The 26,908-nt window shown below is 67.0% G+C and carries 25 protein-coding genes; 11 read left to right on the top strand and 14 right to left on the bottom strand.

The window, feature by feature from the left end; genetic code table 11:
• Positions 1-4 precede the first annotated feature (4 nt).
• The 3 genes from SriyCCGPB3_RS09350 to SriyCCGPB3_RS09340 are packed head-to-tail and all read left to right on the top strand — an operon-like array spanning position 5 to position 3,050.
• A complete protein-coding gene (locus SriyCCGPB3_RS09350) occupies positions 5-1,060 on the top strand; it encodes a quinone-dependent dihydroorotate dehydrogenase (RefSeq protein ID WP_032127499.1) in 1,056 nt (351 codons plus the stop codon).
• Positions 1,061-1,068: 8 nt separating this feature from the next.
• Positions 1,069-2,130: a UDP-N-acetylmuramate dehydrogenase gene (gene murB / locus SriyCCGPB3_RS09345; RefSeq protein WP_107431775.1), complete on the top strand. Its 1,062-nt coding sequence runs from the start codon at positions 1,069-1,071 to the stop codon at positions 2,128-2,130.
• A gap of 32 nt (positions 2,131-2,162) precedes the next feature.
• Positions 2,163-3,050, top strand: a complete 888-nt coding sequence (locus SriyCCGPB3_RS09340; RefSeq protein WP_032129732.1) for a DMT family transporter — start codon at positions 2,163-2,165, stop codon at positions 3,048-3,050.
• A 100-nt stretch (positions 3,051-3,150) separates the two neighbouring features.
• Here SriyCCGPB3_RS09340 and SriyCCGPB3_RS09335 read toward each other — a convergent pair whose 3' ends face one another.
• From SriyCCGPB3_RS09335 to SriyCCGPB3_RS09325, 3 genes are all read right to left on the bottom strand, one after another.
• Complete coding sequence (locus tag SriyCCGPB3_RS09335; RefSeq protein WP_350260193.1) at positions 3,151-4,155, bottom strand: aminoglycoside phosphotransferase family protein; 1,005 nt, start codon at positions 4,153-4,155, stop codon at positions 3,151-3,153.
• 99 nt (positions 4,156-4,254) lie between these two features.
• Complete coding sequence (locus SriyCCGPB3_RS09330; protein ID WP_350260192.1) at positions 4,255-5,289, bottom strand: DUF418 domain-containing protein; 1,035 nt, start codon at positions 5,287-5,289, stop codon at positions 4,255-4,257.
• A complete protein-coding gene (locus SriyCCGPB3_RS09325) occupies positions 5,286-5,876 on the bottom strand; it encodes a TetR/AcrR family transcriptional regulator (RefSeq protein ID WP_350260191.1) in 591 nt (196 codons plus the stop codon). Before SriyCCGPB3_RS09325 ends, SriyCCGPB3_RS09330 begins: the two co-directional genes overlap by 4 nt.
• Positions 5,877-6,019: 143 nt before the next feature.
• On the opposite strand from SriyCCGPB3_RS09325, the gene SriyCCGPB3_RS09320 reads away from it, so the two are divergent.
• Complete coding sequence (locus tag SriyCCGPB3_RS09320; protein WP_088025763.1) at positions 6,020-6,445, top strand: DoxX family protein; 426 nt, start codon at positions 6,020-6,022, stop codon at positions 6,443-6,445.
• On the opposite strand, the gene SriyCCGPB3_RS09315 is transcribed toward SriyCCGPB3_RS09320, so the two are convergent.
• Together SriyCCGPB3_RS09315 and SriyCCGPB3_RS09310 are read right to left on the bottom strand one after the other, a co-directional pair.
• Positions 6,418-7,221 carry an APH(3')-II family aminoglycoside O-phosphotransferase gene (locus SriyCCGPB3_RS09315; RefSeq protein ID WP_350260367.1) on the bottom strand — a complete coding sequence of 268 codons (804 nt, stop codon included), beginning with the start codon at positions 7,219-7,221 and terminating at the stop codon, positions 6,418-6,420. The two genes, SriyCCGPB3_RS09320 and SriyCCGPB3_RS09315, sit on opposite strands and share 28 nt — an antisense overlap.
• A gap of 41 nt (positions 7,222-7,262) precedes the next feature.
• The gene (locus SriyCCGPB3_RS09310) at positions 7,263-7,766 is read right to left on the bottom strand and encodes a DUF2938 domain-containing protein (protein WP_350260190.1); all 504 of its coding nucleotides are present in this window, start codon (positions 7,764-7,766) and stop codon (positions 7,263-7,265) included.
• Between the two features lie 55 nt (positions 7,767-7,821).
• Between SriyCCGPB3_RS09310 and SriyCCGPB3_RS09305 the strand changes: the two genes are divergently transcribed.
• From SriyCCGPB3_RS09305 to SriyCCGPB3_RS09295, 3 genes are read left to right on the top strand one after another with little or no spacing between them, the layout of a single operon-like run.
• Complete coding sequence (locus SriyCCGPB3_RS09305; RefSeq protein ID WP_180847244.1) at positions 7,822-8,487, top strand: ArsR/SmtB family transcription factor; 666 nt, start codon at positions 7,822-7,824, stop codon at positions 8,485-8,487.
• Between the two features lie 14 nt (positions 8,488-8,501).
• Entirely contained in the window at positions 8,502-9,230 is a 729-nt protein-coding gene (locus SriyCCGPB3_RS09300) for a GNAT family N-acetyltransferase (RefSeq protein WP_350260189.1), read from the top strand.
• Positions 9,231-9,258: 28 nt separating this feature from the next.
• Positions 9,259-9,975 (top strand): SDR family NAD(P)-dependent oxidoreductase, encoded by a 717-nt coding sequence (locus SriyCCGPB3_RS09295; protein ID WP_153854971.1) that lies wholly within the window; start codon positions 9,259-9,261, stop codon positions 9,973-9,975.
• On the opposite strand, the gene SriyCCGPB3_RS09290 is transcribed toward SriyCCGPB3_RS09295, so the two are convergent.
• A complete protein-coding gene (locus SriyCCGPB3_RS09290) occupies positions 9,969-11,480 on the bottom strand; it encodes an MFS transporter (RefSeq protein WP_350260188.1) in 1,512 nt (503 codons plus the stop codon). The genes SriyCCGPB3_RS09295 and SriyCCGPB3_RS09290 overlap by 7 nt on opposite strands.
• Positions 11,481-11,600: 120 nt before the next feature.
• On the opposite strand from SriyCCGPB3_RS09290, the gene SriyCCGPB3_RS09285 reads away from it, so the two are divergent.
• A complete protein-coding gene (locus SriyCCGPB3_RS09285; RefSeq protein WP_350260366.1) occupies positions 11,601-12,503 on the top strand; it encodes a LysR substrate-binding domain-containing protein in 903 nt (300 codons plus the stop codon).
• Between the two features lie 63 nt (positions 12,504-12,566).
• The gene (locus SriyCCGPB3_RS09280; protein ID WP_049398556.1) at positions 12,567-14,513 is read left to right on the top strand and encodes an EAL domain-containing protein; all 1,947 of its coding nucleotides are present in this window, start codon (positions 12,567-12,569) and stop codon (positions 14,511-14,513) included.
• Here SriyCCGPB3_RS09280 and SriyCCGPB3_RS09275 read toward each other — a convergent pair.
• A complete protein-coding gene (locus SriyCCGPB3_RS09275) occupies positions 14,510-15,121 on the bottom strand; it encodes a TetR/AcrR family transcriptional regulator (RefSeq protein ID WP_049398557.1) in 612 nt (203 codons plus the stop codon). The genes SriyCCGPB3_RS09280 and SriyCCGPB3_RS09275 overlap by 4 nt on opposite strands.
• 104 nt (positions 15,122-15,225) lie before the next feature.
• On the opposite strand from SriyCCGPB3_RS09275, the gene SriyCCGPB3_RS09270 reads away from it, so the two are divergent.
• Positions 15,226-16,302 carry an MBL fold metallo-hydrolase gene (locus SriyCCGPB3_RS09270; protein WP_350260187.1) on the top strand — a complete coding sequence of 359 codons (1,077 nt, stop codon included), beginning with the start codon at positions 15,226-15,228 and terminating at the stop codon, positions 16,300-16,302.
• Between the two features lie 79 nt (positions 16,303-16,381).
• Here the strand turns inward: SriyCCGPB3_RS09270 and SriyCCGPB3_RS09265 are convergent, their stop codons facing one another.
• On the bottom strand, positions 16,382-16,678 hold the full coding sequence (locus SriyCCGPB3_RS09265; protein ID WP_350260186.1) for a hypothetical protein: 297 nt from the start codon (positions 16,676-16,678) through the stop codon (positions 16,382-16,384).
• Positions 16,679-16,876: 198 nt separating this feature from the next.
• On the opposite strand from SriyCCGPB3_RS09265, the gene SriyCCGPB3_RS09260 reads away from it, so the two are divergent.
• Positions 16,877-19,996 (top strand): discoidin domain-containing protein, encoded by a 3,120-nt coding sequence (locus SriyCCGPB3_RS09260; RefSeq protein WP_350260185.1) that lies wholly within the window; start codon positions 16,877-16,879, stop codon positions 19,994-19,996.
• 60 nt (positions 19,997-20,056) lie between these two features.
• Here SriyCCGPB3_RS09260 and SriyCCGPB3_RS09255 read toward each other — a convergent pair whose 3' ends face one another.
• The 6 genes from SriyCCGPB3_RS09255 to SriyCCGPB3_RS09230 are packed head-to-tail and all read right to left on the bottom strand — an operon-like array spanning position 20,057 to position 26,902.
• Entirely contained in the window at positions 20,057-21,031 is a 975-nt protein-coding gene (locus SriyCCGPB3_RS09255; protein WP_350260184.1) for an ABC transporter substrate-binding protein, read from the bottom strand.
• Positions 21,032-21,047: 16 nt separating this feature from the next.
• Complete coding sequence (locus tag SriyCCGPB3_RS09250) at positions 21,048-22,793, bottom strand: amino acid ABC transporter permease/ATP-binding protein (protein ID WP_350260183.1); 1,746 nt, start codon at positions 22,791-22,793, stop codon at positions 21,048-21,050.
• A complete protein-coding gene (locus SriyCCGPB3_RS09245) occupies positions 22,790-23,341 on the bottom strand; it encodes a GNAT family N-acetyltransferase (protein ID WP_110712060.1) in 552 nt (183 codons plus the stop codon). Before SriyCCGPB3_RS09245 ends, SriyCCGPB3_RS09250 begins: the two co-directional genes overlap by 4 nt.
• Positions 23,338-24,558, bottom strand: a complete 1,221-nt coding sequence (locus SriyCCGPB3_RS09240; protein ID WP_350260182.1) for a M20 aminoacylase family protein — start codon at positions 24,556-24,558, stop codon at positions 23,338-23,340. The genes SriyCCGPB3_RS09245 and SriyCCGPB3_RS09240 overlap by 4 nt, the downstream gene beginning before the upstream one ends.
• 4 nt (positions 24,559-24,562) lie before the next feature.
• A complete protein-coding gene (locus tag SriyCCGPB3_RS09235; protein WP_350260181.1) occupies positions 24,563-25,906 on the bottom strand; it encodes an LLM class flavin-dependent oxidoreductase in 1,344 nt (447 codons plus the stop codon).
• 18 nt (positions 25,907-25,924) lie between these two features.
• On the bottom strand, positions 25,925-26,902 hold the full coding sequence (locus SriyCCGPB3_RS09230; protein WP_350260180.1) for an MsnO8 family LLM class oxidoreductase: 978 nt from the start codon (positions 26,900-26,902) through the stop codon (positions 25,925-25,927).
• Positions 26,903-26,908: the final 6 nt, after the last annotated feature.

Below are 26,908 nucleotides of genomic sequence, written 5' to 3'. Positions count from 1 at the left end.
ACGCATGTATTCGCTTGCCCGCCCCTTCCTGTTCTCGCTCGACGCCGAGCGCGCCCACGGCCTTGGCCTGTCCGCCCTGGACCTGGCCTACCGCACCGGCACCACGCCGCTGCTGGCCGCACGCATCGCGCCGATGCCCAGCACGGTGTTCGGGTTGACCTTCCCCAATCCGGTCGGCCTGGCCGCCGGCCTGGACAAGAATGGCGAGCACATTGATGCGCTGTTCGCGCTGGGTTTCGGCTTCGTCGAAATCGGCACCATCACGCCGCGCCCGCAGGCCGGCAATCCGCAGCCGCGCCTGTTCCGCCTGCCGGAACACAACGCGATCATCAACCGCATGGGCTTCAACAATGCGGGCGTGGACGCGCTGGTGCGCAACGTCGAGCGCGCGCGCAACCGCCGCGGCCTGCTCGGCATCAACATCGGCAAGAACAAGGACACCCCGAACGAACAGGCCGTGGACGATTACATCGCCTGCCTGGACAAGGTGTACCCGCTGGCCGACTACATCACCGTCAACATCTCCTCGCCCAACACCGCCGGCCTGCGTGAACTGCAGGAAGAAACCGCGCTGCGCCAGCTGGTCAGCCAGTTGCGCGACCGCCAGGAAGATCTCGCGGCCCGCCACGGTCGCCGCGTGCCGATGCTGGTCAAGGTGGCGCCCGACCTGAGCGAGCGCGACATCGATGCCGCTGCCCGCGTACTGGGCGAACTGCAGGTGGACGGCGTGATCGCCACCAACACCACCATCGATCACAGCAAGGTGGCCGGCGACCCGCTGGCCAACGAGGCCGGTGGCCTGTCCGGCGCGCCGGTGCTGGAGCAGTCCACCCTGGTACTGCGCCGTCTGCGTTCGCGGCTGCCCGAGTCGGTGCCGTTGATCGGGGTCGGCGGCATCCTGTCCGGTGCCGACGCCGTGGCCAAGATGGCTGCTGGTGCGGCGCTGGTGCAGTGCTACAGCGGCCTGATCTTCCGTGGCCCGGCGCTGGTCTCCGAATGCGTGGAGGCGATCCGTCGCCGCCGCGAAGCGCCGAGCCGCGGCGCGGTGGCCCCACTGTGAGCACACCCATGGATACCGTCGACGGCAACGCCCCGCTGCGCTGGACGCTCACCCGCAATGCGCCGCTGCAGGCCCTGAACACCTTCCATGTGCAGGCCAGCGCCGCTCAGCTGTTGGAACTGCACGATCCCACGCTGCTGCCGGAAGTGCTGGCATTGCCCGAAGTGGCCAGCGGCCCGCTGCTGGTGCTGGGTGCCGGCAGCAATGTGCTGATCGCCGAGGACCTGCCGGGCACCGTGCTGGTGTTCGGCAACCGTGACATCAGCTTCCTCGAGCATCGCGCCGACCATGCCGTGATCCGCGCCGGTGCCGGTGTGCCGTGGCACGGCCTGGTGATGTGGTCGCTGCAGGAAGGCCTGTCCGGCCTGGAAAACCTGGCCCTGATTCCCGGCACCGCCGGTGCCGCGCCGATCCAGAACATCGGCGCCTACGGCGCGCAGGTCGGCGAGTTCATCCAGGCCGTCGAAGCCTGGGACTGCCAGGAGCAGGCCTGGGTGCGGCTGGACAACGAACAGTGTGGCTTCGCCTACCGCGACAGCGTGTTCAAGCAGCAGATGGACCGCTACCTGATCACCGCCATCGAACTGAAGCTGCCACTGCTGCATGACCTGCGCATGGACTACGCCGGCATCCGCGAGGAACTGCAGGCGCAGGGTGTGGAATTGCCCAGTGCGGTGGACGTGGCCAATGCGGTGATCGCGATCCGCCGCCGCAAGCTGCCCGACCCGGATGTACTGGGCAACGCCGGCAGCTTCTTCAAGAACCCGGTGCTGCCGCTGGAACAGGTCGACGTACTGCTGCAGCACTTCCCCGAGCTGCCGGTGTTCCCGTCCGACCAGGACGGCAAGCGCAAGGTCTCGGCGGCATGGATGATCGAGTCCTGCGGCTGGAAGGGCTTCCGCGAAGGCGATGCCGGCGTTGCGCCGAGCCACGCACTGGTGCTGGTCAACCACGGCAACGCCACCGGCGCTGAACTGCTGGCGCTGGCGCGACGCATCTCTGCTTCCGTGCTGGAGAAGTTCGGCGTGCCAATCGAACCGGAGCCCCGCCTGCTCGGCGCACAGTGGTGAACACCCCCGCCCTCTCCCCCAGCGCCACCCCGATGCGGGCGGCGCTGCTGATGCTCGGCAGCACGATGGCATTCGGCCTGATGGCGGTGGCGATCCGCTATGCCACGCGCTACGTGCCCACCCAGGAAGTGGCGTTCTTCCGCAACGCCTTCGGCCTGCTGGCGTTGCTGCCGATGCTGCTGCGGCCAGGCCACGCGCCGCTGAAGACCCAACAGCTGCCACGCTATTTCGTACGTAGTGCGATCGGCCTGGGATCGATGCTGTGCGCGTTCTGGGCCCTGGGCCACCTGCCGTTGGCGCAGGCGGTGTCGCTCTCCTACTCCACGCCGCTGTTCGTCACCATTGCCGCCGTGCTGTGGCTGGGCGAGACCGTGCGCGTGCGCCGCTGGGCCGCCGTCGTCGTCGGCTTCATCGGTGTACTGGTGATCGTGCGTCCCGGCACCGCCGGTTTCACCGCTGGCAGTCTGGTCGCGGTGGCCGCTGCAGTGCTGAGTTCGCTGGTGGCGATCCAGATCAAGCAGCTGACCCGCATCGACAGCGCCGACACCGTGGTGCTCTATACCTACGTGTTCTGGGTGCCATTGTCGTTGGTGCCGGCCGTGTTCGTGTGGGTCTGGCCCACCGGCATGGCGTGGCTGTGGCTGCTGGCCACCGGCGTGCTCGGCACCATCGGCCAGCTGCTGTGGACGCGTGCGCTGCGCCTGGGTGAAGTCTCGGCACTGACCCCGATCAGCTTCCTGCAACTGCCACTGGTGACGCTGTTCGGCTGGCTGCTGTTCAACGAAACGGTGGACCGCTGGACCATCATCGGTGCCGGCATCATCCTCGCCGCCAATGCCTACATCGCCCACCGCGAAGCGGTGCTGTCGCGCCGCGCCGCGAGTGCGGCGGCCTCGGCAGCGGCCAAGCCCGCCGAGTAGATCCGCGCCCTGCGCAGACACCGGTGAACCCTGTAGAGTCGAGCCATGCTCGACTCATCGCGCGAAGCGCGACGGTTCACCCATGGCAGGTGACGTGCATTTACAACGCCCGATACACCCGCTCCGCCGCATCGAACACATTGCCCGGTGCGAACTGCTCGCCCAGGTAGTGCAGTGACTGCCGGCGCAACTGCGGCGAACGCTCCTCCCCATCGCTGCCCAGCAGCACCTGCTGGAACTCGATCAGGTCCTGCAGGATGCGCCAATGCCGGTACCAGGCGATCCAGCGCGGATCCCCAAGGTCGCTGCCATAGCCAGCTGCGAAATCGAGCGGATTCTCGCGGCCCCAACGTCCGCCCACGGCACCACCGATGAACATCAGGTCACGCTCGCGCGGCGCCAGCGACAAGCCATCCCAGTCGATCAGGTGCAGGCCCCCGTCATTGCCCATCAGCAGGTTGCCAGCGTGCAGGTCGGTGTGGCACAGGTGCAGGTCCATCGGGGCATCCTGCAATGCAGCGTGCAGTTCCCGTGCCTGTGCATGCAGCGCTGTGATGCGCGCGTGCTGCTGGTCCCATACCGAAACGAATGCGCGGCCCAGCCCGTCCTTCGCGGCCGCCAGGCCCTCGCCGGCCAGCCATTGCCCAACGGTCTCCAGCGCCGCCGTTTCAAGCCGCACGATCGGCAACGCCTGCTGCAGTTCCGGTGGCAGCCGCGCGCCGTGCAGGCGCCGCAGCACCTCACCCAGCCGCTGCCACTGCGTGCGGCTCAACGCCGCCTCGAACCCGGACTGGCCTTCCACATAAGGGAACAGGGTGAACTGCAATCCCCAGCGCTGTACCGACGCACCACCGGTCAGTGCCGGCCACGGCGCGACGATCTCATCGATACCCAATGTGCCGCGCATCCAGTGCAGGCTGTCCCACACCGATGGGTCGACCTGGTAGGTGCGGCATTTCAACCACCACTGCCCGTGCCGCGCATCGACGCGATACACGTTGGCATTGGCGTCGGCGCCCACCGGGCGTGGCACCACGGCGGTGGGGGTGATGCCATAGGATTGTTGCAGGACTTCGCCGAGATGCTGCGCCGAAGCGAATGACATGGATGCAAGCGGAAAGTGTTACCTGCCGCCACTATCGCAGATGCGCTCGCCACGACACAGACATGTCCGTCACAACATCGCGTCGGCACGACCAAAGAACTAGCCTGCAATACGGCGCATCACCGCCTCCAGTGGACCGCGCGCGAACTGCCATGACCACAGCCACGCCGCAGCGGTCGCCAGCATCAGGAACAGCAGCGCCCACAACAGCACCGACGCGAGCGAGGCACTGCCATCAAGCAGGCCCAGGCTTTCCAGCGTGCCCATGCCCAGCAGGATGTGACCCACGTACAGGGTCAGGGTCATGCGCCCGGCCGCGGTGAACGGCTCCAGCCAGTCGCCCGGGCGTACACGCGTCAGCCACAGGCAGGCGGCGATGACACTGCAGGCCGCGCCCGCACCAGTAAGCACGTAGGCGGGTCCCGGCGGCATCGGCTGCGTTCCCAGCCACGCCTGCCACGGCGTTCCGTGCGCAAGATGCTGCACGCCCTGGCCGGCGCCGATCAGCAGCAGCCCCAGCACCAGCAATGCATGCTGCACCCGCGGCTGCGACAACGGAAGGCGCGCCAGCAGCATGCCCAGCAGGAAGAAGCACAGCCACGGCATCAACGGGTGGAAGCCATTGAACAGCAGGTTGCGGGCCGCGCCCGGCCATTGCCACAGACCGGTGTATTCCAGCGTCTGCCAGTTCCATCCCTGGCTGTAATCCCAATGCAGCAACGCCCAGAACGAACAGGCCGCCAGGCCCACGATGCTGGCCAGCAACACCCGCGGCGAGGCACGCAGCCACAGCACTGCCAACGAGAAATACACCGCGTAGTAGTGCAGGATATCGGCCGGGAACAGGGTCAGGTTGAGCAGGCCCAGCACCATCAGGAACAGCGCGCGCCTCCAGGTCTGCACGCTGGCCGGCCACCACCCTTGCCGCTGCGTGGCCAACACCAGGCCCAAGCCAGCCAGCGTAACGAACGTCACCGAGGCCTTGCCTTCCAGCAGATGGAAGAACCCTGCCAGCCAACCCTCACCCTCTGCCGGCACGGCCATCGCCAGACGGAAATTCACCAGCACCATGCCGGCCAGTGCCAGGTAGCGTGCCAGATCCAGGCCGTGCAGCCGCCGGTCCACGACGCTCATGCGCGTGCCCCGAGTAGCAGCGCGAGCAGGCCAAGATCCAGCGATGCCTCATTGGTGCCATCGGCTTCGCCCAGCCCCCGACGCAGTGCGTCGCTTTCGATGGCATCCAGCAGCACCTGCGCCTGCAGTGCCGGCGCCAGTACGGGACGCCGACGTTCGCGCTGTGCAATCTGCTGCAGGGCTTCGGCCAGCGTCGCCTGCAGTTGCCTGCGGTTGGCCGCGAAGGCCTCGGCCACGGCAGGGTTGCGTGCACTCTCGGCCAGCACCTCCACCGCAAGCGTTGCCCATTCCGGCTGCCTGCACAGCGCGTGGAAGTCCTGCAGGAAGGCCATCACCTGTACCCGGTCGCCGTCGGCGCCCGCCAGGCGCCGCAGCATCGGGGCCAGCTCCTCGCTTTCGGCCACCGCTACCGCAAGGATGATCGCCTCCTTGCCCGGGAAGTGGTTGTAGAGATTGCCCAGGCTGACGCCAGCCGCCTGCGCGATGTCACGCATGCTGGTCTGGTGGAACCCCTTGGCGAGGAAGCACCGCAGGGCCGCCTGCAGGATCAGGGTCACGCGCTGCTCATTGCGGTCGATTCGGTTCATGCCACAAATAGTGAACGAACGTTCGTCCACTTTAAAGATGTCGACCTGGCCACCGTCGGGCTCCGTTCAGCCAGCCTTGACCTCAACTGCGGTTGAGGCCCGATGCTGCGCGGCCCGTCCCACGCTCAACCCGGAGTAGCTGCATGCCACGGATGATCACTACCCTGCTCGACAGCCGCGTGCTGTGGTTCCTCGCCCGACTGCTGCTGGCCGTGGTGTTCCTGTCCTCGGGCCTGGCCAAGCTGCTGGCGTGGGACAACAGCGTGGCCGAAATGCAGGCGGCCGGATTGCAACCGCCTGTGCTGTTCAACATCGCCAGCGCCGTGGTGCTGCTGGGCGGCGCACTGTGCCTGCTGCTTGATCGCCTGCTCTGGCTGGGCAGCGGCGCGCTGGCGGTGTTCATGCTGCTGACCATCGTCATCGTGCATACCTTCTGGAACAAGCACGGCGCCGAACAGCAGCTGGCCCTGTTCTTCGCGCTGGAACACCTGAGCGTGGTCGGTGGCCTGATCTGCGCGGCCATCGCCAGCCATGCGCGGGCTCAGAAGAACTCGTCGAGCAACCGGTAGAACGCCAACTGTCGTTCGTCGGCAACCATGCCGTAGCGCTTGAACAGCGGTGCTACCCAACGCGTGTTGTCGAAATTGTAGACAAGGCTGCGCGCGGCCAGCGCCAGGTCCTGGTAGCGGTCGGCCACACCCAGCCGGCCACAGTCGATGAAGCCACTGAAGCGGCCCTCGACCGCCATCAGGTTCGGCAGGCAGGCGTCTCCGTGGCTGACTACCAGGTCTTCATGGTCGGGCCGGGTGCTGCACAGTTTGGCGAAGACCTGCTGCGGACTCTGCCCCAGGCGCTCATCATCGAAATCATCGGCATCCACCAAGCCCGCTTCGACGCGGGCCTGCGCGGCCTGCAGGCGCGAGGCCAGTCGCTGGTCGAACGGGCAGGCTGTCAACGGCAACCCATGCAGCCCGCGCAGCGCGTCGGCCAGCAGATCCACCAGCTGCTGCGGCGCGAGTTCCGGCGACGAGGCCAGGTCGCGGCCAGGCAGCGCGCTCATCAGCAACCAGCGCCGGCCCGCCTCTTCGGCAGTGGCAATCACCGTTGGCGCCGGTTGTCCCTGTGCCTGCAGCCAACGCAGGCGCGCGATCTCATCGCCCAGCTCACTGAAGGCGTCGATCACCTCCGACTTCAGGAAGGCATCGGCCTGGCCCGGCCGATGCACGCGGGCAACATCCGCACGCGACACACCGATCGATTGCCGCTGGATGCGCGCATCGGCCAATGCGTCCTGCCACGCCCACGGCAGCGGCATGCCATCAGTGGTGGGGTTGGGCGCTTCCATGTCGAGGTGTTCCTGCTGCCGGTGACCCCACGGATTCTCGCTCATCCTGCACGGACCGCGGCCAACAGCAGCGCGGAAAAGTACATGCCCGCACCGAACACGCTGTGCGTCACCAGGCTGCGCAGGCGGGCCTTGCCCGGCGCTGGCGCCTTCGAAGCGGCAATGCCCGCACCCATGCCCGGCTGCAGGATGAAGAACGGTGCAGCGACGCTGAGGATGCCGAAGGCCAGCGCCGGCCACAGGGTCGGCGCCTGCACCCAACCGTTTCCCACCACGGCCAGCAACAAGGCGGCGAAGATCACCCCGGTCACGTAATGCGCGGTCCAACCCAGCGCGCGCTCGCCACTGACCGCTGCCGAGCGGCCGATACCGTCGTGGCGGAAGCGCCCGCGCGGCAGATGCCCCAGCCAGCGGCCCACCATCGCGAAATCCAGCGAGGGAATGCCAAGCAACCGTCGCTGCAGCAGGGCCCACAGATCCATCACCGCGGTTGCGCCCACGCCGATTACCACCACATCCATCACGAATGTCGCCAGGCCAGCCATATCGCATGCCTTCAATTATTTGCTTGAATGATAGAGCGATGCTAGCGTGCCGGCCATGAACACCGCAACCGAGCCGCCACCCTCACCGCTGGAGGCCCTGGCCGAGATCGCCCGCACGCTCGGCCACGCCCATCGCCTGGCCCTGCTGGAGCACATCGCCCAGGGCGAGCGCGCAGTGGAGCGCCTGGCCGAACTGACCGGACTGTCGGTGGCCAATACCTCCCAGCATCTGCAGCAGCTGCGCCGTGCCGGCCTGGTTCAGACGCGACGCGATGGCAAGCGCATCCTCTACCGCAGTGGTGAGGGTCCGCTGGGCAACCTGCTGGCCGCGCTGCGCGACTATGCCGACCACCAGCGCAGCGAGATGCACGGTGTGATCCACGATAGCCTGCAGCGCCGCGATGCTCTGGAAGGTCTGACTGTCGAGCAGTTGCTGGAACAACGCGGCAGCGTGGTGCTGCTGGATGTGCGGCCGCGTGAGGAATTCGATCTGGGCCACCTGCCCGGCGCGCTGAACATTCCCGTTACGGAACTGCGAGCACGGATGGACGAACTGCCGCGTGCCGTCCACATTGTCGCGTACTGCCGCGGTCCCTACTGCGTGCTGTCCAACGATGCGGTGGCGATGCTGCGCGAGGCCGGACTGACCGCGCAGCGACTCGCTGCCGGTTACCCCGAATGGAAGGCGGCCGGCCTGCAGGTGGACCTGCCCCGACCCTGAGCGAGACCGTTGTCATGGATGATGCGTTTGCCCCGTTGATCGATGCGACCTGGCACGGCATGTTCTCCGGGCAGCGCACGCTGCAGGACGACTCACAACTGCAGTTGGCGTGCAGCGATGATTTCGATGAGGGCGAGGACGGCATGCTGCTGCAGCCGGTCGTGGGCCCCGCGCGCGCACTGCTGCGCCCCGCCCTGGCCGCTCGCCTGCAACTGCACGCGCAATCGCACTGGACGCTCCCGCAGCTGCAACAGCGCTTGCAGCAGCTCGGCCAGCGCACGCACGGCGCGGATCGCGTCTTCTACTTCCCTGCCGCCGAACTTGCGGCCCTGGCCGAGCGGCCTGCACCGCCACATATCCGCCGTCTCGATCCGACCGACGCTGCCGCGTTCGATGTGTTCCAGGCCAGCGCGAGCGAGGAGGACCTCGATGCTGCCTGGGTCGAGCTGGACCACTGGCAGGTCTTCGGCGCCTTCGACGGCGAACAGGTGGTCGCGGCCGGCAGCCTGTATCCGTGGAGCCTGGGTCCGGCACTCGCCGACATGGGCGTACTGACACTGCCCGGAGCCCGTGGCCGTGGTCATGCACGCCTGCTCGTGCAGGCCATGGCCGTATCCGCCCACGCCGCCGGGTTGCAGCCACAGTACCGCTGCCAGCTCGACAACACGGCCTCGATCATCACCGCTGAGCGCAGTGGTCTGCGCGCGTTCGGTGACTGGGACATCATTCTGGCGGCCGCGTGAGGCCGCCGCTGCACAACAAGGAAGCAACATGAAGCTGATGATCATCGGCGCCAGCAGAGGCCTGGGGCGCGCATTCGTGGAAGGCCTGTGCGGCCCGGGTGACACTGTGATTGGTGTCTCGCGCAGCCGCCCGGGCGACATTGCATGCCCCGAAGGCGTCACCCTGCACTGGATCGAAGCCGATCTGTCCCAGCCGACCGTGGCTGCCGACCACATCGCAGCACAGGCACCTGCCGATCTGGATGTGCTGATCCACAACCTGGGCATCTGGGAAGAGACCGCCTTCAGCGACGAGTACGCCTTCCTCAACGAAAGCGATGCCGCACTCACCCAACTGATCGACGTCAACATCACCGCCACCCTGGTGCTGCTGCAGCGCCTGCTGCCGCGAGTGCTCGGCGCGCCACGCCCGCAGCTGGTGCTGACCGGCTCGACCTCGGCACTACCACGCAGCGGCCGCCCGGAAGTGGCGTTCGGCGCATCCAAGTTCGCGCTCAACGGCATCGCCGATGCACTGCGCGAGGGCTTCCGCGATCGCCGCCTGGCGGTGACCAGCCTGCAACTGGGCTACCTCAACACCGACGATGCACTGACGGTGCCGGTGGCCGAGGCCGCAGCGCGCGGCGACGGCGAGCTGGTGCCGGTGCACGACGTCGTTACGATGGTGCGCGCGCTGCTGCAGTTGTCACCGTCCGGCTTCGTGCGCGAACTGGTGCTGCCGGCCATCGCCGACCCGCGCTACTGACCGGGGCTGCACAGGCCAGGCTCACCCTCTTCGTGCAACAGGTACCCAAGCACGATGGCGGTCAGCACGGTCGCCATCGCCAGAACAAACAGTTGGCCACGGACGGCCTCCATGTATGCCTGGGCCAGCGCCGTTCTCGAAACGCCGGGCAACGCCTCCACCGCTCCGCCAAGGTCGCCCATGGACAGCCGGTGCACGGCGGCACGTGCCACGACACCGGCTTCCAGCGCTACGCTCCCGCCAATCCGGGCTGAAAGCATGATGCCGACAAGCGCGAGGGCAATGGAATCACCTGCCAGTCGCATCGCATTGAAAATGCCAGCGGCCATGCCCGCCTGCTCTTTGCCGACCACACTGACCGCCAGGCCATCCATGATCCCCCAAGGCAGACCGATGCCGATCCCGATGACCAGCATCGGCATCCAGCGCACAGAAGGTAGCTGGAACACCTGCGCCAGCCATGCCAGCCCAAGCGCGCCGATCAACAGGCCCGCACAACACAGCGTCCGCGCCGGAATCCAGCGCAGCAGGTGACCCGCAACCAGGGGAACAACCAGCAATGGCGCAGACAGTGCTGCCATCGCCAGTCCAGCCTCGGTGGGCCGCAGCCCTTCAACACCGATGAACCCCGCCGGCAGCACCACCAGAAGGACGACGTACGAGAACGCGGGGGCAGCGGCGAGAATCTGCACGCCAACAAAGCGCCGGTTGCGGAACAGGCCGATATCCAGCAGGGGTGTTCGATGGGAGCGCTCCACGGCAATGAACGCGCCCAGCAACACCACCGGGAGCGCCAGCAGTACCAGCGTCTGCGGATGCAGCAGGCCGCGTTCCGGCAGCACGATCATGGCGTAGGTGAGTGACCCCAGCGCCAGCATGAAGGTGACGGCGCCAAGCCAGTCCAGGCGAGGCGAACCGGCGCTCTTCGATTCGACGGATGACAGGGCGACCAACGGTACGGTCAGGGCGGCCAGCAACGCAGGCAGGAAGAACACCCATTCCCAGCCCAGCGCATCGATCAACCCGCCTGCCAGCAGCGGACCGCCTGCGGCTCCTGCACCAAAGGTGGTGCCGATCAGGCTGAACACCCTGGCCCGCGCCTGGCCGTCGAACACCTGTGCCAACGACGCCATCGCGCCGGCAAACGCAGCCGACGCCGCCATCCCCTGAAGCAGTCGCAGTGCATTGATCCACGCCACATCGGGCATCAAGGGGATCAGGCCGGTGACCAGCGCAAACGACGCGCCGCCCAGAAGCCAGATCCGGCGCCTGCCATGCAGATCGGCCAGCCCACCGGCGACCAGCGTGGTGCAGCCGTAGGTCAACAGATAAGCGTTGATGATCCAGGACAACGCCGCAGGCGAACCGCCCAGCGCGTCCCGGATGGCGGGAATGCCCACGGCGGGGCTGGCAATGCTCAAGGGAATGGTGAGCGCCGTCAGGCAGCCCGCCAGCACCACTCCAAAGCGTGATGATCCGGCCGTCTCAGCAGAAGCAACTGACATGTCGATGAAACTCCAGCGTGGCCAGGCGCCACCCCATTGATGCTAGCGACGACGCTATCGCCTAAGAATCCATCGTTGTGTCCGTGCTTTAATGACATGAACATCATCAATGGCCATGTCATGGACAGCTTTGCCGGTCTCAGCCTCTTCGTTCTGGTCGCCGAGGCACGCAGCTTCGCGGCCGCAGCACGACAGCGTGGCATCACCCCTTCGGCGGCAAGCAAGACCATCGCCCGGCTGGAAGAGCGCCTGGGCGCCCGCCTGCTGAATCGCAATACCCGCAGCGTCAGCCTGACTGCCGAAGGCGAGCAGTTCCTTGAACGCTGCCGTCGCATCATGACCGAGGTCGCCGCAGCGGAGCGCGAGCTGACCGACGCCCAGGCCGCGCCCAGCGGTCGCCTGAAGGTCGGTCTTCCACTCGCCAGCGGACTGATGCTGCCGGTGCTATCGGCCTTTGCGCACCGCTTTCCCGCCATCGAACTCGACCTGCACTTCAGCGACCGTCTTGTCGATGTCATCGAGGAGGGCTTCGACGCCGTTGTCCGCACGGGCAACCCCGCCGACTCCAGGCTGCACGGCCGCAACCTCGGCAGTGCCCGCCTGCTCTGTGTGGGCGCCCCTGCGTACTTCGCCAAGCGCGGCACGCCACAGCACCCGGAGGATCTGAGCGGCCACGCGTGCCTTCTCCATCGCTTTCCCGGCACCGGCCTGATCGAACGTTGGCCACTGCCCACGCATGAGGGAGGCACCGAGCTGCGGCTGACTGCCGCAATGACCGCCAATCATCTTGAGACGATCCTGCACATGGCCATTGATGGCCATGGCATTGCGTGCCTGCCCGACTTCGCCGCGCGTGATGCGCTGGACCGCGGTGAACTCGTCAGCGTCCTGGACCCATGGAGCACCGAGCGCAGCACCTTCTGGGCCCTCTGGCCAAGCCATCGCCATCAGCAACCGCGTGTACGCGCGTTTGTCGATTTCATGGCCGACCACCTCCTGCCCGAACCCAGCCAGTGCAATTGAACCTGCGCCCTGCTGCGACTACGCTGCTCGTCACTGGCCGTCGGTCACAGGCGGGAACCTGCTATGGATGCGCTTTCACGGGTCTCGGCCCAGGTCCTGGACAGCGCCCTGCCCAGCCTGCCGCTGTACCTGCTGCAGGCCACGGCGGTGATCGGCATGATCGGCGTGCTGCTGATCGCCACCCGCCGCGCCGGGCACGCCATTGAAGGCCGTCGCCTGTATGTCGGCGTGGCGCTGGGCCTGATCTACCTGTTCAATTCCTGGTTCGTGGCCCGTTACACCCAGGGTGTGGTCAAGCTGCACCTCGGCTTCGACATCCTGCTGGTCAGTGGCCTGCTGGGCGGTTGGCGCGGCGGCCTGACCTGCCTGGCCGCCAGCCTGCTGGCGCGCTACCAGTTTGCCGGCACCCAGTATTTCCTGCCGGCCGGCCTCGAGGCCACGCTGCAGATGCTGGCCGGCGTCTGGCTGCGCAGGCGCCTGCACCCGCGCATGCTCAATGAGCTCTCGCTGCGCGTGATCCTGCAGGCCTGGGGCGTGCGTATCGCCGTCACTGCGTTGGGCCTGGCACTGGGCGTCGCAATCATCGGCGCCAATCAGCTGCCCGTGGAGGAGTTGGCAATCCAGCGCCTGCTGGCACTGCCACTATCGCTGCTGATGCTCGGCGCGGTGTTCGCGCTGGTCTACAACGATGCGCAGATCGATGCACAGCGTCAGCGCGAACAGGCCTGGCTGCGCATCGATCCGATCAGTGGCCTGCCCAACATGCGTGCACTTGGCGAACGCCTGCAGCATTACTGGCGCGACAACGACGGCATCGGCAAGGCCTGCCTGATCGTGGCCGAAATGGGCAACCTGCGCGATCTGCGCCTGCGCTACGGGCCGCTGCAGGACAACGGCCTGTGGCAGCGCGACAGCACCGACGAGGTGCATCGGCTGCTGCCCTCGCTGCCAGCCGGGCAGCTGGAGATCTACCAGTTCGGCGATGCCGCACTGGCGATCCTGGTGCGCGACCTGACCTTGTTCGAACTGCGCACGCAGCCGCAGATCACCGAGCTGGCCAGCAACCTGGCCGATCGGGTCGGCCGCGATTGGCCCGGCTTCCGGCCGCTGTTCCGCTGTGCGGTGGTCGAATTGAAGCCCCCCGCCGATGCCGACGAAGGACATCTTCCGTTCCGCGCGATCACCGTGGCGCTGAGTGCGATCGAATCCGGCGTCGTGTTCTTCGACGATCCGATCCAGCGCGACAGCGAGATCGACGCCCTGATCGAAGTCGCCCTCGAACGCTGGCTGCAGCAGGGAGATGCCCCCCTGTGCTACCAGCCCAAGCATCGTCTGCAGGATCGCCAGCTGGTCGGCGCCGAAGCACTGCTGCGCATGCGCGACGGCGAGGGCCGGCTGATCGCGCCGATGCGGGTGATCTCGCTGCTGCGCCGGCAGGGGCGGTTGGCTGAACTGGAATGGGCCACGCTGCAGTCGGCCATCCACTTCCTGCAGCAGTGCCGACGCGATGGCTCGCAGCTGAAGATCGCCGTGAACGTTTCGGCCGAGTCACTGCGCCTGCCCGACTTCGGCCTGCGCCTGCAGGAATTGCTGGCACTGCACGATGTGCCCGGGGTGATGCTGCGCCTGGAGATCGTCGAATGGACCGAGATCGTCGAGCGCGACGTGGTCGATGCCAACATCGCACAGCTGCTGGCGGCGGAGGTCACGCTGTCACTGGATGATTTCGGTGCCGGCTATTCAACCCTGATCCTGCTCTCGCAGCTGGCCATTGCCGAGGTCAAGATCGAGCAGGCGTTGATTGCCACCCTGTCCGATGCCAAGTCGCAGTCGATCGTGCGTTTCATCGTCGAAGTCGCGCATCGCTGCGGTGCGATCGTGGTGGCCGAGGGTACCGAAACCCTCGCGCAGGAACAGCAATTGCGCGCACTGGGTGTGGATGTCGGCCAGGGCTATCTGTACTCGGCGGCGCTGCCGGCCGACGAGTTCCGCCGCTTCGCCGCCAGCTAGACCGCGTAGTAACCCAGGAACATCGCCACCGCCGATTCGGCCACGCGTGCACGCTCCTGTTCGTTCAACGGCGCCTGCCCCATCGTCACCTGCGGCCAGAATGCAAAGCTCTTCACCAGGCCGTGCAGCTGGTGGCCGGCGAACTCCGGATCGACCTGGCGCAGCCGGCCATCGGCGATTGCCGCGCGGATCCATGCGCTCTCGCCACTTTCCTTCTCGCCCATGCGGCAGACGATGGCCTGCGCCCGTTCCGGTGAGTGGATGATTTCGGCCATCGCCACTCGCGCCAGGTCGATGAAGTTGGCATCACTGAGCAGCTCCAGCTTCTGCCCCAGCAGCTGCATCAGCTGCGCCTGCAGCGGCTGATCGGCGCGGTACGGCAGTGCGTCGCTGGCCACGCTGCGCTCCCACAGCTCCTCCAGGATCATCGAGAACAACGCTTCCTTGCTCGGGAAGTGGTTGTAGACGGTGCGTTTGGAGACCCCCGCCACCTCGGCGATGCGGTCCATGCTGGTCGCCTCGTAGCCCGATGCACGGAACTCCTCCACCGCCGCACGCACGATGGCTTCGCGTTTGCGGTCGGTCAGGCGTTGCGGGGCACGGGACATGGCAGGAACCAGATAACTGAACGGATGCCACCATTTTACACCCGGCAGTGTACTTTTGAAAAACACGAAACTACACTGTGCAGTGTACCCAGCGGACGTCACCCATGAAGCGCCTGCTCCTTGTCCTTTTGCTTGGAATCCTCGCCGTGACCGCCTACACCTTCTGCAAGTCCTGGTCCCTCCCCGACTTCCCCGATTCGCCGCAGTACCGCGACGGCAAGTTCCGCAATGCCCTGCCGCGTCCGGCGATGGGCCTGCGCGATGGCGCGGAGATCTGGTGGACGTTCCTGTTCAACAAGCCCAAGGGCACCGTGCCCGCCCACCCCATTCCGGTGCTGCCGCTGGACCGCACCACCCTGGACGCCGCGCCGGATCGCAGCCTGTTCCGGCTCGGGCATTCCACGATCCTGCTGAAGCTGCGCGGCCAGTACTGGCTGACCGACCCGGTGTTCTCCGAGCGCGCCTCGCCGGTGCAGTGGATGGGCCCGACGCGCTTCCATGCACCGCCGATCAGCATCGACGAACTGCCGCCGATCGCCGGCGTGATCCTCTCGCACAACCATTACGACCACCTGGACCATGCCGCAGTGATGCAGCTGGCCGGCAAGACCGCGCGCTTCATCGCACCGCTGGGTGTGGGCGACCAGCTGATTGCGTGGGGCGTGGACGCCAGCAAGGTCGAACAGCTGGACTGGTGGCAATCGACCGAAGCCAGCGGCCTGCGCCTGACCGCCACCCCGGGCCAGCATTTCTCCGGCCGCGGTCTGGGCGACAGCGATCGCAGCCTGTGGGCGTCATGGGTGATCCAGGACGGCGACTTCCGCATCTTCTTCAGCGGCGACACCGGCTACTTCGACGGCTTCAAGGCCATCGGTGAGAAGTACGGCCCGTTCGACCTGACCATGATCGAAACCGGTGCCTACGACCCGCGCTGGGCCTTCGTGCACATGCAGCCCGAGCAGACCCTGCAGGCGCACCTGGACCTGCGCGGCAAGTGGCTGCTGCCGATCCACAACGGCACCTTCGATCTGGCGCTGCACGCCTGGCAGCAGCCGTTCGAGCGCATCACTGCATTGGCTGGCGCAAAGAACGTGCCGGTGGCCACGCCGATGATGGGCGAAGCACTGGACATGCAGGCGCCGCAGGCGGGTACGCGCTGGTGGGAGACGGTGGAGCTGTAAAAGCGGGTGCGTGTGACCTGCCGGAAACCATGTAGAGCCGAGCCATGCTCGGCTGCTTCTGAGAAGTGCGCCGTGGACGTCAAACAAGCTCAGCTTTGGAGGCACCGCAATTGGAGACGCCGGCAGCATTGCTGACATCGACATGCACGGTTATCAATTCGGCTTCCGGTAGCGCACTCTGAACCTGCACGCATGCGGCACGCGCGACATCGTCTGCGGCTGTGCCTTCTCGCTGAAATCGCAACGCCAACACACCCGGCGAACCACTGCCCAGCAGCGCATCGTCGCACCCCACCTCTGCAAGAGCTCGCTCAAATGCACTGAGATCTTTTCCGGTATCAGGCACTCGGTACATCAGCGTGAAACTGAACTCCATCATCAATCCATTTCAGATCGGTGGTCGTTGCCAATCAGCATAGGGGCAAGCCGGCAGCCGTCCAGAGCCACATCCGTCAGCGCTCCCGCGATGGCAGCGCCAGCGCCCGGCGGCGCTGCAGTGCGTCATGTAACCGATTACATCCCTTGCTAGCGTAGCGCTCGCCCGAATCCGGCCGAACCTGCGAGGCTGTCCGTAATGACGTTGCGCACCGAACGCTCCAAGGTCTCCCGCCCACCTGTCCCATGGCGACCTGCCGCCACTCTGATGCTCGCCGTCCTGGCATCCTCCGCACAGGCACAGACGCTGCCACCACGCAGCCAATGGCAGGCCAGCGCGTCCTCGCAGCAGGTACCGGCGATGGCGATCAGCCACCTGATCGACGGCGACCCCAGGACCGTCACCGGCGGCGCCTTCAGTCCGGGCCACTGGTTCCAGATCGATCTGGGTGCACCGACGATGCTGGCGGGCGCACGGATCACCTGGGATGTCTCCAATCCAGAGGGCTATTCACTGCAGACCTCGCTGGACGGCACACAGTGGCAGACCGCGTACACCATGGCCGATTCGCTGGGCGACGTGGAAACGCTGTACTTCGCGCCACGCCAGGCGCGCTACCTGCGGTTGGCCAGCCCGCAGCGCACGTCCGACTGGGGCGTGTCGATTTTCGAGATGGAGCCACTGGACAGCACGCTCAGCGCACGCATCAGCGGTGTCGATGCAACGCAGGCGGCGGCGCTCTGGCAAGGCGGTGGCACCGTCGCGGTTCCAGCCGGAAAAGGTGGATCCCATACGCTCGAGATCATGCTGCCTCGCACCCAGTCCACGGCCGGTCTCGCGGTCGACTGGGCCGATGGCGGGCGCGGCGCCGCCCGCTTGCAGGCGCAGGACGCACAGGGCCGATGGCAGGACCTCGCACACGATGCACAGGCGGCCAGCCATCGGCAGAGTTGGCTGGCTGCTGACACGGCACAACCTCTACATGCATTCCGCCTGAGCGTGGACGGCGCTGCCCCGCAGATCGCGCGCCTGCGCCTGCTCGGCCCGAAAGCGGTGATGACGCCGATGAAGCGCTACCAGATCGCCGCCAGCGGTGCGCAACGTGCCTTGTTCCCCGCCTCGCTGCAGATGCAGCAGACCTACTGGACCGCCGTGGGTGTGCACGCGGGTCGGCAGAAATCGATCTTCGACGAATACGGCAACCTGGAAGCGTTCAAGGGTGCGCCGCTGGTGCAGCCGCTCTGGCGAAGCGCCGACGGGCGTGCTGCAGGTGCCGCCGGTCAGCCCGTACAGCACGCCCTGCGCGATGGCTGGAAGCCTATGCCTTCGGCCACTTGGTCGCCGCAGCCTGGGCTGGAGCTGAGCAGTGAGGTGTTCGCCATCGAGCGCGATGGCCAGCCGGTGACCTTCCTCCGCCATCGACTGCACAACACCGGCAGCACCCGGATCGACGGCACGCTCAGCCTGGTCGTGCGCCCCATGCAGATGAATCCGCCGTGGCAGAACGGCGGGCTGTCGCCGATCCGCGAGGTGGCCGTCGAAGCCAACACGGTGCGCGTCAACGGCCGCACGCTGCTGCGCTCGCTCACGCCGGTGGATGCTGCCGGCGCCGCGCCGTTCGGCAACGAAGGTGTAACGGAGATCACCGCCGGCATCGCAGCCGGGCGTCTGCCTGCCGCCCAGCAGGCACGCGATGAGCAAGGATTGGCCGCAGCCGCATTGAGCTACCGGATCCGCCTCGCCCCCGGTGCCAGCGATGCGGTGGTGGTGGCGTTCCCACTCGGCACCGCCGCTGCCGACTCCAATGGCGTGCTGCCGGAAGCCCCCGCGCTCGACCTTTCCTCGCTACCTCGCGACGGCAACGATGCCTTCGGCACCCTGGCCAACCAGGCCTCGGCCGATTGGCAGGCACGGCTGGGCCAGGTCGGGCTGCGCCTGCCTGATCGATCGCTGGTGGACATGCTGCGCGCGCAGGCCGCTTACATGCTGATCAACCAGACCGGCCCGGCGATGCAACCGGGCCCGCGCAACTACAACCGCTCCTTCATCCGCGATGGCATGGCCACCTCGGCGGTGCTGCTGCGCATGGGCGAAGCCAAGGTCGCGCGCGACTACCTGGCGTGGTACAGCGAGCACGGCGTGCACGGCAACGGCCTGGTCTCGCCCATCCTCAACGACGATGGCAGCGTCAACACCGGCTTCGGATCGGATATCGAGTACGACAGCCAGGGCCAGTATGTGGCGCTGGTCGCCGACGTCGCCCGCCTCGATGGTGGTCCGGAGTCGGTGCGCGCATACCTGCCGAAAGTGAAGGCCGCACTGCGCTTCCTGCAGGAACTGCGCGAGCGCACGCTGGTGCCCGGTTACAAGGCCGACCAGCCGGCGCCGGAGCGATTCACGGGCATTCTTGCGCCGTCGATCAGCCATGAGGGCTATCCGTCGCCCACCCACAGCTACTGGGATGACTACTGGGGCCTGAAGGGCTGGCACGACGGTGCATGGCTGGCCGAATCGCTGGGTGACCACGAGACCGCACGCTGGGCGCGTGAGCAGTACAAGGCGCTGTACGACGCCCTGCATGCGTCGATCCGCGCAACGATGGCGTGGAAAGGCATCGACTTCATTCCTTCCTCCGCGGATCTGGGCGATGGTGATCCCACCGGCGTATCGATCGCGCTGGATCCCACCGGCGCGCAGAGCGTGCTGCCGGCAGATGCGTTGCGGACCACCTTCGCCCGCTACCTGGACGACGTGCGCAAGCGCAGCCAGCCCGGTGCGCTGTATGCCTACACGCCGTACGAGATCCGCAATGTGCTGAGCTATGTGCATCTTGGCCAGCCAGACGTGGCTGACGAGCTGTTGCAGGGCCTGCTTCACGATCGGCGCCCGCTTGAATGGCAGGTGCTGGCCGAAGTAGTGCATTCACGGCTGCGCTTCCCGCGCTACCTCGGCGACATGCCGCATACCTGGATCGGTGCCGAATACGGCCGCACGCTGTTCGGCATGTTGATGCGCGAGGACGATGACGCGTTGTCATTGCTGCCGGGCACACCGCCTTCGTGGGTGGCGGGCGATGGATTGGCGGTGGAGCGCCTGCCGACCGCGTATGGCACGTTGCAGATGCAGGCGCGGCAGCGCGACGGGCTGCTGACAGTGGTGATTGGCGAGGGGCTGCGCAAGGACACCGCCGTGCGCATGTGGTGGCCGAACCGGACCGCGCCGAAGTCTGTGCGCGTGGATGGACGCAGCGTTTCCGACTTCGATGCCGAGGGCGTGCGCCTGGCGAAACCGTTCCGGACGTTGGAAGCGGTCTGGTAATGCAGCCGAGCATGGCTCGGCTCTACAAAAGCAGCGGTAGCTGCCGGGCGATGCCCGGCGTCAGAGCGTCGGCAGCCCCGGCGGGTTGGTCTGCGACTGCGGCACGGCCTCCTCGGCCACATTCCATCGCTTCAGCGCCTGCGCATAGGTGCCGCTGCCGATCTGGGTGTTCAGCGCCTGCGTCACCGCATCAGCCAGGCCACTGCCCTTGCGCGTGGTCACCGAGATCGCTGCGGCGTTCGGCCAGCCACCGGGGAACAGGCCCACACGCCGCACCTTGCCGTCGCGTGCCGAGTAAGCGCCGGTGGCATTCGGTTCGAACGACACATCGGCGCGCCCGGTGATTACTGCCAGCCGCCCAACCACGGCGTCATCGAAGTACTGGTACTCCACCGGCTTCAAGCCAGCGGCGATGTTCTGCTGGTCCCACTGCCGCAGGATCTGGTCCTGGTTGGTGCTGGCACCGACCACCACCTTCAGCCCGGCAACGTCGGCCGGCTTTTCGATCTTCTGGATCGGCCCATCAGTGCGCGTATAGATGCCCAGCAGATCGTAACGGTAGCTGGAGAAATCGAACTTCTTCTTGCGCTCCTCGGTAACCGTCACGTTCGACAGCACGGCATCGTACTTGCCTGATTCCAACCCCAGCGGCCAGTCCGCCCACGCCACCGGCACGATCACCAGCTTCAGGCCCAACCCATCGGCAATCAGCCGTGCGATGTCCGGCTCGATGCCGACCACGTCCTTGCTGTCGACGCCGTAGTCGGCCAGCGGCAGCTGCCCCGGATGGGTGGCCACGGTGAACGTACCAGGCGTGACAAAGCGATAGTCGGCCGGGATCAACGCCTGCGCCTTCGGATCGAGCGTGCCCTTCAGGATTGCGGTGTTCGCACCCGCCAGGCTGGTTGCGGCCACGGTGCCGGCATCCGGTGCCTGACGCACGCGCGAATAGACGATGCCGGCGATGCCGATGACCAGCACGCCCACGATCAACAGGGTGCTGCGTGAGGAGCGACGCGGTGCTGCAGGGCTCATGGTCTTCCTTCCGGGGTTACAGGGTCTTGGCCAGGAAATCGGCGGTGCGTTGCTGGCGCGGGCGCTCGAACAGCGCCTCGGGCGTGCCCTGCTCGATCACCCGGCCCTGGTCCATCATCACCACGTGGTCAGCCACCCGGCGGGCGAAGCTCAGCTCATGGGTGACGATCACCAGCGTGGTGCCGGAACGGGCCAGCTCCTCGATCACGCTGAGCACTTCGGCCACCAGCTCCGGGTCCAGCGCCGAGGTCGGTTCATCGAACAGCAGCACCTTCGGTTGCAGGGCCAGTGCGCGGGCAATCGCAATGCGCTGCTGCTGGCCGCCGGACAGCTGGCGCGGGAAGGCATCGGCCTTGTCGGCCAGGCCGACCCGTTCCAGCAGCGTGCGCGCCTGCTGTTCGGCCTGCGCACGCGGCACACCGCGCACCGCGATCGGCGCCTCGATGATGTTCTCCAGCGCGGTCAGGTGCGGGAACAGGTTGAAGCCCTGGAACACCATGCCCACTTCCGCACGACGGCGGCGGATCTCACGCTCGGGCAGCTCGTACAGGGTGTCGCCGTCGCGGCGGTAGCCGATCAGCTGGCCGCCGACGGTCACAAAGCCACTGTCGGCACGTTCCAGATGGTTGATCAGCCGCAGCAGCGTGGACTTGCCGGCGCCGGACGGGCCGATCAGCACCGTCACGCTGCCAGCGCGCAGGTCCAGGTTCACGTCTTCCAGCACCGGCTGGTCGCCGAACACCTTGCCTACGCCATGCAGCGACACCAATGCCCCCTCGCCCGCTTCAACCTGCGCGGCGATGCGCGGGCGATTGACTACGCGCGGTGCGGCATCACCTGTGGCGCGCGTTGGCGACGAGACACGCGATACCGAACGCTCGCGCTGCAGTTGGCCGCGCGCGAACCGCTGCTCCACGCGCCGCTGCAGCAGCGAAAGCACGGTCAGGATCACCAGGTACCAGACCGTAGCCACCATCAGCAACGGCACCACTTCCAGATTGCGCCGGTAGATCACCTGCACGGTGTAGAACAGCTCCGGCAGCGCCAGCACGTAGACCACCGACGTGCTCTTGGCCAGGCCGATCACATCGTTGAACGCGGCCGGCAGGATCGAGCGCATCGCCTGCGGCAGGATGATGCGGCGCACCTGGCGGCCACGTGGCAGGCCAAGCGCCGCTGCGGCTTCGTACTGGCCATGGTCCACCGAGAGAATGCCACCGCGGATCACCTCGGCCGAGAACGCGGCCTGGTTCAAGGTGAGGCCCAGCACCGCGGCGGTGAACACGCCGATCAGCTGCGTGGTCGGGTACGAGAACAGGCTGACGCCGGTGAACGGCACCCCCAGCTCGATGGTGCTGTACAGGTAGCCCAGGTTGTTCAACAGCAGCAACAGCACCAGCAGCGGAATCGAGCGGAACAGCCACACATAGCCCCACGACACCGCCGACAGCAGCGGCGAACCGGAGACGCGGGCCAACGCCAGCAAGGTGCCCAGCGCGAAACCGAGGCCAGTACCCAACGCGGTCAGCAGCAGCGTGCGACCCAGGCCTTCCAGCACCGGGCGTGCGAAGAACCACTCGGCGAACGTGCCCCAGCCCCAGCGCGGATTGCCCAGCACTGATTGCAGCCCGATCAGGATCAGCGCCAGCGCCAGGAGGGTTCCGACCACCTGCAGCGGATGCCGGGCCGGCACGATCTTCAACGCCGGAGCTGGCGCCGGGCGTGCCGCAATGCCATCCAGCGCGGTCGAAGGCGTGCTCATGCGTGGGCTCCATGCAGCTGGGCTTGCGCAGGCGCGATGACGGGCGCGGAGGCCCGCAGGTGTTTTTCGAACGGCAGATGCGCGATGGTTTCCGGGTCGGCCTGCAGGTCGAACAGCGCGGTGTAGCCGTGGCTGAGGTACAGGCCGACGGCTTCAGGCTGGCGGAATCCGGTGGTCAGGAACACCCGCCGGTATCCTTGCCGCGCTGCCTGGTCTTCCAGCTCCTGCAGCACGCGCCGCGCGATGCCCTGGCGGCGCAGCCCTGGCAATGTCCAGATGCGCTTGAACTCGGCGGTATCCGGATCGCGGTGCGGCATGAACGCACCGCCGGAGATCGCCACACCATCGCGCAGCAGCAGCACGAACGCCCCTACCGGCGCCGCGAATGCCTGCGCCGGGTAGCGCTGCAGTTCCTCGCGGGCGCTACCGCCGATGCGTCGACGCACGTCGGCGTAGCGGCTGTCGTACTCCTGCTCCAGGCCATCGAACAGCGGCCGCGCCAGTGGATCATCCACCGAGGTGTAGAGGAAGCGTTCGTTGCTGCTCATGCCACGTCCTTCACCAGATAGTCTTCGGCCAGCCGCGCCCACAGGCTGGCGGCGGGTGCGATGGCGGCGTCGTTGAACACATAGCGCGGGCTGTGCAGCGGTGCGCTGTCGCCGTTGCCGACGAACACGAAGCTGCCGGGCCGCGCCTGCAGCAGGAAGGCAAAGTCCTCGCTGGCCGTGCGTGGCGCGAACTCCGGTACCACCTGTTCACTGCCGAAACCCTGTACGGCTACGTCGCGGATATAGGCAGTCTGCTGAGGATGGTTGATCACGCTGGGGAAGCCACGCGGAAACGCGATCTCGGCGCGCGCACCGAACGCGGCGGCAGTCTGCTCGGCAATCTCGGTGACCCGGCGCCGCAACGTATCGCGTACTTCCGGCAGGTAGGCGCGCACGGTCAGCTTCAGCTCGACGACGTCCGGGATCACATTGGCGGCCTGCCCGCCGTGGATCGAACCGACGGTGACCACGCCCATCTGCCGCGGATCGACATTGCGCGACACCACGCTCTGCAGCGCGGTGACGATGTGCGCTGCCGCCAGGATCGGGTCGACGCTGCCCTGCGGCTCGGCACCGTGGCCGCCCTTGCCGATCACCTTCAGCCGCGCCCAGTCCACCGACGCCATCGCCGGGCCATCGACGAAGCCAAAGTGACCCACTGGTACGCCCGGCCAGTTGTGCAGGCCATAGATCGCATCCACCGGGAAGCGTTCGAACAGGCCGTCGGCAATCATCTTCGAGGCCCCCGAACCGGTTTCCTCGGCCGGCTGGAACACCAACTGCAGGGTGCCGTCGATATCGCCGTGATGGGCGAGATAATGCGCCGCGGACAGCAGGATGGCGGTATGCCCATCGTGGCCACAGGCATGCATCAGCCCCTCGGTCTGGCTGGCGTAGGCCAGCCCGGAATCCTCGTGGATCGGCAGTGCATCGATGTCGGCGCGCAGGCCGAGGCGACGGCTGCCCTGCCCGCGCTGCAGCGTACCGACCACGCCGGTGCCGCCGAGGCCGGTGGTGACCTCATAGCCCCACTGCTGCAACAGCTCGGCCACGCGGGCGCTGGTGCGGTGCTCCTCGAAAGCCAGTTCCGGGTGCCGGTGCAGGTCATGGCGGATCGCGATGGCCGCCTCGGCGCGTGCCGCGATTTCCGGCAGTACGCCCGTCGTTGGGGAACTCCGCCGGGCATGGCCCGGCGCTACCGCGTTTTCTCCGCTCATCGCCTTACCCCGCCTTCCGCGCCGGCTCGGCATCGGTCGCATGGCGGCTGCCCTTGTACGGCAGGCCCAGATGCGCGCGCAGAGTCTGCCCTTCCAGCTCGCGCTGGTGGTAGCCGCGCGCCTGCAGGATCGGCAGTACCTGGGTCACGAAATCGTCCAGGCCTTCGCGCTGTGCCGCGAATCCGAGGATGAAGCCGTCGCTGGCACCGGCATCGAACCAGCGGATCAACTCGTCGGCCACGTGCTCCGGCGTACCGATGAAATTCGGCCGTGGGCTCACCGCTTCCAGCGCCACCTGGCGCAGGCTCAGGCCCTTCTCACGTGCATCCTGCTTGATGCGGTCGGTGGTGGAACGGAACGAGTTGCTGCCGATGTCACCCAGCTCCGGGAACGGCGCGTCCGGGTCGTACTGGCTGAAATCATGATGGTCGAAGAAGCGGCCGAGATAGGCCAGCGCATCCTCCAACGTGGCCAGCGCGGCGATCGCCTGGTACTTGGCCTCAGCCTCCTCGGCGGTGCGGCCGACGATGGGGCCGATGCCCGGGAAGATCTTCACGTCATTGCCGCTGCGGCCGTGGGCGATCGCCGAGTTCTTCACCTTCTGGGTGAACGCGCGGGTCTCCTCCAGCGATGGCGAATGGGTGAACACCGCATCGGCGTACTTGCCGGCCAGCGCGATGCCATCGTCGGACGAACCGGCCTGGAAGATCACCGGCTGACCCTGCGGCGAACGCTGGATGTTGAGCGGCCCTTCCACCTGGAAGAAGCGGCCCTTGTGGTCGAGCCGCCGGAACTTCTCCGGTGCGAAGAACGTGCCGCTGTCGCGCTCGCGCACAAAGGCATCGTCATCCCAGGAATCCCACAGTCCCTGCACCACCTCCAGATATTCGTCGGCGATCTGGTAGCGCAGCGCGTGCTCCGGGTGTGGCCGGCCATAGTTGCGGCCAGAGCCCTCCAGTGGCGAGGTCACCACGTTCCAGCCGGCACGGCCGCCGCTGAGCAGATCCAGCGAGGCGAACTGGCGGGCCACGGTGAACGGGTCGCTGTAGGAGGTCGACAGCGTGCCGGCCAGGCCGATCTTTTTCGTCGCCGTGGCCAGCGCCGACAGCAGCGAGATCGGCTCGAAGCGGTTGAGGAAGTGCGGGATCGACTTCTCGTTGATGTACAGGCCATCGGCCACGAAACCAAAGGCGATGCCGTTGTCCTCGGCGGTGCGCGCGATGTCGATGTAGAACTGCAGGTTGACGCTGGCATCGGCCGGGTTGGAGGGATGCTTCCAGGCATGCATGTGGCTGCCAGGGCCCTGCAGCATGATGCCGAACGGAATGTGGCGCGGGGTCGTGCTCATGGGAATCGCTCCAGCAGGTCAGGCCACCGCCGCGCGCGGCGCGGGCGACAGCAGTTCAAGGGATGTCATGCGTGCGTCGAGGTCGGCCACCGGCGCATCGAGGATGAACTCGCCCACGCCGAAGCGCCGGTGCAGCGCATCCAGTTCGTCACGCACGTGCTGCGCATCACCGGACAACACGCTCGGGCGTGTCTCCTCGATGCGGAAGTCAGCCACGCCCACCTGGCGCGCGTACTCGGCAGCCGCCTCGGTACTGGGCAGATTCACCGTCTGGCCGGGGCCGAGGTGCAGCTTGTAGACGCGCAGCGCGCCGATATGACGCGCTGCGGCTTCGGCAGTTGGTGCGGCGAACGCCACCGTGGCCAGCAGCGGCGGCTGCGTTGAAACGCTGCGGTAGGCATCGAACGCGGCCTCGATATGCTTCGGGTCACCATCGAAGTGCGCGGCGTAGACGAAGCGCCAGCCGAGCTCGGCCGCCTGCTGCGCGCTCTGCGGGCTGGCCCCGAGCAGGAAGCGCTCCGGTGCCTGCTGCGGAACCGGCCGAGCCTGTGCCCCGGTTTCGGCGCCGGACAGATAACCTTCCAGGTCGCGCAGTTGCTGGTCGAAGTCGGCGAACGCCGGACGCCCGGCTGCCAGCGCCGCGGTCGAGGCCGGCAGGCCACCGGGGGCCTTGCCCACGCCCAGATCGACGCGCCCTGGCGCCAGCGCCGACAGCAGGTTGAAGTTCTCCGCCACCTTGTACGGTGCGTAGTGGCGCAGCATCACCCCGCCACTGCCGATGCGGATGCGCCGGGTCTGCGCCAGCACCCACGCAGCCAGCACTTCCGGTGCAGGGCTGGCCAGCGTCGGCGCAGCGTGGTGCTCGGCAAACCAGTAGCGGTGGTAGCCCAGCTGCTCGGCGCGCTGCGCCAGCTGCAGGCTGTTGCGCAGCGCCTGCTCTGGCGAGGCACCTTCGGCCACCGGGCTCTTGTCCAGCACGCTGATCTGATAGCTCATGGTCAC

Origin of the sequence: Stenotrophomonas riyadhensis (genome assembly GCF_040256885.1) — a bacterium.
GTDB lineage: Bacteria > Pseudomonadota > Gammaproteobacteria > Xanthomonadales > Xanthomonadaceae > Stenotrophomonas > Stenotrophomonas riyadhensis.
This window is presented reverse-complemented; position numbering and strand designations above follow the sequence as displayed.

Coding starts and splice junctions, on each gene's coding strand:
- SriyCCGPB3_RS09350 (WP_032127499.1), top strand. CDS start 5: ATGTATTCGCTTGCCCGCCCCTTCCTGTTCTCGCTCGACGCCGAGCGC.
- murB (WP_107431775.1), top strand. CDS start 1,069: ATGGATACCGTCGACGGCAACGCCCCGCTGCGCTGGACGCTCACCCGC.
- SriyCCGPB3_RS09340 (WP_032129732.1), top strand. CDS start 2,163: ATGCGGGCGGCGCTGCTGATGCTCGGCAGCACGATGGCATTCGGCCTG.
- SriyCCGPB3_RS09335 (WP_350260193.1), bottom strand. CDS start 4,155: ATGTCATTCGCTTCGGCGCAGCATCTCGGCGAAGTCCTGCAACAATCC.
- SriyCCGPB3_RS09330 (WP_350260192.1), bottom strand. CDS start 5,289: ATGAGCGTCGTGGACCGGCGGCTGCACGGCCTGGATCTGGCACGCTAC.
- SriyCCGPB3_RS09325 (WP_350260191.1), bottom strand. CDS start 5,876: ATGAACCGAATCGACCGCAATGAGCAGCGCGTGACCCTGATCCTGCAG.
- SriyCCGPB3_RS09320 (WP_088025763.1), top strand. CDS start 6,020: ATGCCACGGATGATCACTACCCTGCTCGACAGCCGCGTGCTGTGGTTC.
- SriyCCGPB3_RS09315 (WP_350260367.1), bottom strand. CDS start 7,221: ATGGAAGCGCCCAACCCCACCACTGATGGCATGCCGCTGCCGTGGGCG.
- SriyCCGPB3_RS09310 (WP_350260190.1), bottom strand. CDS start 7,766: ATGGCTGGCCTGGCGACATTCGTGATGGATGTGGTGGTAATCGGCGTG.
- SriyCCGPB3_RS09305 (WP_180847244.1), top strand. CDS start 7,822: ATGAACACCGCAACCGAGCCGCCACCCTCACCGCTGGAGGCCCTGGCC.
- SriyCCGPB3_RS09300 (WP_350260189.1), top strand. CDS start 8,502: ATGGATGATGCGTTTGCCCCGTTGATCGATGCGACCTGGCACGGCATG.
- SriyCCGPB3_RS09295 (WP_153854971.1), top strand. CDS start 9,259: ATGAAGCTGATGATCATCGGCGCCAGCAGAGGCCTGGGGCGCGCATTC.
- SriyCCGPB3_RS09290 (WP_350260188.1), bottom strand. CDS start 11,480: ATGTCAGTTGCTTCTGCTGAGACGGCCGGATCATCACGCTTTGGAGTG.
- SriyCCGPB3_RS09285 (WP_350260366.1), top strand. CDS start 11,601: ATGGACAGCTTTGCCGGTCTCAGCCTCTTCGTTCTGGTCGCCGAGGCA.
- SriyCCGPB3_RS09280 (WP_049398556.1), top strand. CDS start 12,567: ATGGATGCGCTTTCACGGGTCTCGGCCCAGGTCCTGGACAGCGCCCTG.
- SriyCCGPB3_RS09275 (WP_049398557.1), bottom strand. CDS start 15,121: ATGTCCCGTGCCCCGCAACGCCTGACCGACCGCAAACGCGAAGCCATC.
- SriyCCGPB3_RS09270 (WP_350260187.1), top strand. CDS start 15,226: ATGAAGCGCCTGCTCCTTGTCCTTTTGCTTGGAATCCTCGCCGTGACC.
- SriyCCGPB3_RS09265 (WP_350260186.1), bottom strand. CDS start 16,678: ATGGAGTTCAGTTTCACGCTGATGTACCGAGTGCCTGATACCGGAAAA.
- SriyCCGPB3_RS09260 (WP_350260185.1), top strand. CDS start 16,877: ATGACGTTGCGCACCGAACGCTCCAAGGTCTCCCGCCCACCTGTCCCA.
- SriyCCGPB3_RS09255 (WP_350260184.1), bottom strand. CDS start 21,031: ATGAGCCCTGCAGCACCGCGTCGCTCCTCACGCAGCACCCTGTTGATC.
- SriyCCGPB3_RS09250 (WP_350260183.1), bottom strand. CDS start 22,793: ATGAGCACGCCTTCGACCGCGCTGGATGGCATTGCGGCACGCCCGGCG.
- SriyCCGPB3_RS09245 (WP_110712060.1), bottom strand. CDS start 23,341: ATGAGCAGCAACGAACGCTTCCTCTACACCTCGGTGGATGATCCACTG.
- SriyCCGPB3_RS09240 (WP_350260182.1), bottom strand. CDS start 24,558: ATGAGCGGAGAAAACGCGGTAGCGCCGGGCCATGCCCGGCGGAGTTCC.
- SriyCCGPB3_RS09235 (WP_350260181.1), bottom strand. CDS start 25,906: ATGAGCACGACCCCGCGCCACATTCCGTTCGGCATCATGCTGCAGGGC.
- SriyCCGPB3_RS09230 (WP_350260180.1), bottom strand. CDS start 26,902: ATGAGCTATCAGATCAGCGTGCTGGACAAGAGCCCGGTGGCCGAAGGT.